Annotated in this window: 3 protein-coding genes and 1 pseudogene; all 4 read right to left on the reverse strand. The window is 69.3% G+C overall.

Going from position 1 to position 3610, the window contains the following annotated elements; translation table 11 throughout:
• On the reverse strand, nt 1-297 hold a 297-nt coding region (locus ACEN88_RS26750; protein ID WP_413344545.1), incomplete at its 3' end, for a heavy-metal-associated domain-containing protein.
• 89 nt (nt 298-386) lie between these two features.
• Complete coding sequence (locus ACEN88_RS26755) at nt 387-2849, reverse strand: adenosylcobalamin-dependent ribonucleoside-diphosphate reductase (RefSeq protein ID WP_413344547.1); 2463 nt, start codon at nt 2847-2849, stop codon at nt 387-389.
• A gap of 55 nt (nt 2850-2904) precedes the next feature.
• A complete protein-coding gene (locus ACEN88_RS26760; RefSeq protein ID WP_413344549.1) occupies nt 2905-3303 on the reverse strand; it encodes a putative zinc-binding protein in 399 nt (132 codons plus the stop codon).
• 18 nt (nt 3304-3321) lie between these two features.
• A pseudogene (gene ubiT, locus ACEN88_RS26765) lies at nt 3322-3610 on the reverse strand (ubiquinone anaerobic biosynthesis accessory factor UbiT); the annotation flags it as partial.

A 3610-nucleotide genomic window follows, 5' to 3' on the forward strand; every position in this document is an offset into this window, starting at 1 on the left:
CGCTGATGCGTCGTGACGATCATTAGGAGCGCCCTGCGGACGCGCTGAAGCGAGGCGCTTGTCAGTACCGCAGCAACCGCCGCTCTTTTCCTTGCGCGCTTCGCCGTAACCGGCGCCCAGCAGCGCCGCGGTGATGTCCTGCGTCGACGTGGCGTCCTCGTCGAACTCCACGTGCATCTCGCGGCCGCCCGGTTCGAGGTCGATGCCGCGCACGCCGGGCAGGGTGCACAGGGCGCTCGTGAGGCGTTCGATGTCGGCGAAGGCGAGAGGGGCCGAGAACTGGAAATCGTGTTGCATGATGCTCCTTTTGCGTTGGGTCGTTGGTACACCGTCAGGGTAGGGCGGCCCGCCGCCCTTGTCCTTGAACCGGTTTCAGGTTTTACGAATCAGGCGCAGCCGCCCAGGTAGTGGCACGATGTGCAGCGCGTGCAGCCGTCGACCTTGCGCAACGTCCGCGCGCCGCATTCCGGGCACTTGGCGCCCGTCTCTTCGACCGCCGCGATGTTTGGTGCCGGCACCTCGTCCGGCGTGCCGCGCCGTGCCAGCAGGCGGTCCAGCGCGTCGGCGGGCACCTGGTTGCCGTGGGCGTCCAGGAAACCGCGCCGGATCAGGATCCGCTGCAGCATGAAGGCGATGGCCGCAACTTCCGAGTCGTGGTACATCGGCACCTGCACGCCGTCCGCCCGCGTCAGGTGGCCGCAGCGCACCGGCCCCTTTTCCCACACGACGGCGCGCATGTCGGCGAGCGCCTTGGCGATGGAGCTGCCGGCGCGCGCGGCCAGCGACAGCAGGCGCATCGTGGACGTGATCCACTGGTGGCCGTCGCTGCGCTGGTTCGCGGGCATGAAGAACTCGAACGGGCGCTCGATGGCGAGGTCGCGCCCGTTCAGCCGTCCTTCCACGCGCATGAAGCTGATGGTCAGATAGACCGTCTTCTTGCCTTCCTGGGTCGTGTATTCGACCTTCGAGGTGACCGATTCCAGTTCCCCGGCCGGGCGGCTCTCGAAACGGCGGCGCAGCGGATCCAAGTGGTACGGCACGCCGGCGTCCGGTGCTTCGGCGACAGGCGGCGCGACACTCAACACGCTGCCCGTGACGGCGTTGGGCCGGTACGTGGCGAGGCCCTTCAGCCCCGCGCGCCACGCCTCCGTGTACAAATCCTTGAAGTCGTCGAACGGGTAGTCGGCGGGCACGTTGACGGTCTTCGAGATCGCGCCGTCCACGTACGGCTGCACGGCCGCCATCATGCCGAGGTGGTCCTGCGCCGACATCTCCAGCGCCGTCACGAACTGCGCCGGCAGTTCGGCTACGTCGTGGCCGAGGTGGCGGTACAGGCGCCACGCGTGGTCGGCCACCTCGTAGATGCGCGTGCTGTCGTCCGGCATGCGCTTCTTGCGCTGGTACACCCACGAAAACGCGGGTTCGATGCCGTTCGACGCGTTGTCCGCGAACGCGAGGGCGATGGTGCCCGTGGGCGCGATCGACATCAGGTGGGAGTTGCGGATGCCGTGGCGGGCGATCGCTTCGCGCAGCTCGTCCGGCAGGCGCCGCGCGAACGCGCCGTCCAGGTAGCGTTCCGCGTCGAACAGCGGGAATGCGCCTTTTTCGCGCGCCAGCGCCACCGATGCATCGTAGGCGGCGTCCCGAAGTGCGCGTGTGACGTCGGCGGCGAACGCGCGGCCCTCGTCGGCGTCGTAGCGCAGGCCCAGCATGACGAGCGCGCTGCCCAGGCCGAGGAAGCCGATGCCGATGCGGCGCTTGTTGCGGCCTTCCGCCGCCTGCTGCGGCAGCGGCCATTCGGTGGCGTCGAGCGCGAGGTCGAGCATGCGCACGCCGACGGCCGTCACGTCGCGGAACGTGTCGAGGTCGAAGCGCGCCTCCGGCGTGAACGGCTGGCGCACGAACTTCGTCAGGTCGAGCGAGCCCAGGTCGCAACAGCCGTACGGCGGCAGCGGCTGCTCCCCGCACGGGTTCGTGGCCGCCAGCGTCTCGGCGTAGTACAGGTTGTTCTCGCCGTTGATCCGGTCCAGGAACAGCACGCCCGGCTCCGCGTGGTCGTAGGTGGAGCCGATCACCTTGTCCCACAGGTCGCGCGCCCGCACCGTGCGGTACACCCAGCGGCCATCCGGGCGCAGGTATGCGCCGTTCGCCCGGTCGTCCGGCCCCGGTTCGGCCGCATGCGTCAGCTCGACGGCGGCATCGTCGAGCACGGCGCGCATGAAGACGTCCGTGACGCCGACGGACAGGTTGAAATTGCTGAACGCGCCGCCGTCCTTGGCGGCGACGAACGCCTCGATGTCGGGATGGTCGATCCGCAGGACGCCCATCTGGGCGCCGCGGCGGGCGCCGGCCGATTCGACCGTGCGGCACGACGCGTCGAACACGGCCATGTACGACACGGGGCCGGACGCGCGCGAAGCCGTGCCTTTCACGAGACTGCCGGCGGGGCGGATCGCGGAAAAGTCGTAGCCGACGCCGCCGCCGCGGCGCATCGTTTCCGCGCTTTCCGCCACGGCGCCGTAGATGCCGGGGATCGCGCCGTCGCGGCCGCTGATCGCGTCGCCGACCGGCTGCACGAAGCAGTTCATCAGGGTGGCCTTCAGGCCGATGCCGGCCGCCGAGTTGATGCGGCCGGCGGGCACGAAGCCGTGGTCCTGCGCCCACAGGAAGCGCTGCTCCATCTCCAGGCGCAGCGGTTCGGGTTCGTGTGCGGCCAGCGCGCGGGCCACGCGGGCGCGCACTTCCGCGACGGTCGTCTCGTCGCCTTTCGCGTATTTCTCCTGCAGTACGTCGGCCGACACGTCCTGCGTCGGCATGGATGCGGCAAAGAGGGATTCGTTGGCGTTCATGTGATCCTCGGTGATAGTCAGGCGACCACTATCCCCGAGGCCCGCCGGCCCCGCCTTAAACTGGTTGAAGCAATCGGCGTTCGGCCGCAAGCAGGGCCACGTCGTCCGCCACCTCGCGCGCGACGGCGGCCGCTTCGGCCGGGTCGAACCGTATGTGGTAGCGCTTGCGCACGCCATGTTCGGCCAGCTGGACATGCAGGTCCGGCGTCACGCCGTGGCGCGCGAGGCAGTGGCGCGCACATTCGAGCGGACAGCCGTCGATGGCGACGACGGGCCGCCCGGATTTCGCCAGCTTGACGAGCGACGGCACGTCGCCGCCCACGCCGGCGATGCACGACATCTCGGCGACTTCCTCCCGGTCGAGGTCCAGCGCGATGTGGTTGGCCATCTGCGCCGCGCTGGAACATCCGGAGCAGGAATAGACGAGGGGGAAAACGGTGCGGTCACGGCCCATCAGGTTCTCCTTTCAACGGTCGATGGCGTCCAGCGTGTTCTTGATGAGCAGTCCCAGTTCCGTGTCGCCTTCCATGACCAGGCGGCGGCTGAAGAACAGCGTGTCCGGGTCCTCGCGGCGCGTGGCCAGCAGGCCCAGGTCGTACAGGGTCGCGCCGATGACGACGTCCGGTGCCGTTTTCGACGTCACGGCCGCGAACGAGCGCCCGTTCCACGCGACGTCGAAGGCGACGCCCGCGTCCAGCACGGCCAGGCGCAGCCGCTTGCGCAGCAGTTGCGCGCGCGATTCGTCGTCCAGGTGGGGCTTC

This window comes from Massilia sp. CT11-108, from assembly GCF_047302915.1.
Taxonomy (GTDB): Bacteria; Pseudomonadota; Gammaproteobacteria; order Burkholderiales; family Burkholderiaceae_D; genus Telluria; species Telluria orientalis.

Bases quoted from the DNA above. Each gene is read 5' to 3' on its own strand.
- ACEN88_RS26755 (WP_413344547.1), bottom strand. From the start codon at position 2,849: ATGAACGCCAACGAATCCCTCTTTGCCGCATCCATGCCGACGCAGGAC.
- ACEN88_RS26760 (WP_413344549.1), bottom strand. From the start codon at position 3,303: ATGGGCCGTGACCGCACCGTTTTCCCCCTCGTCTATTCCTGCTCCGGA.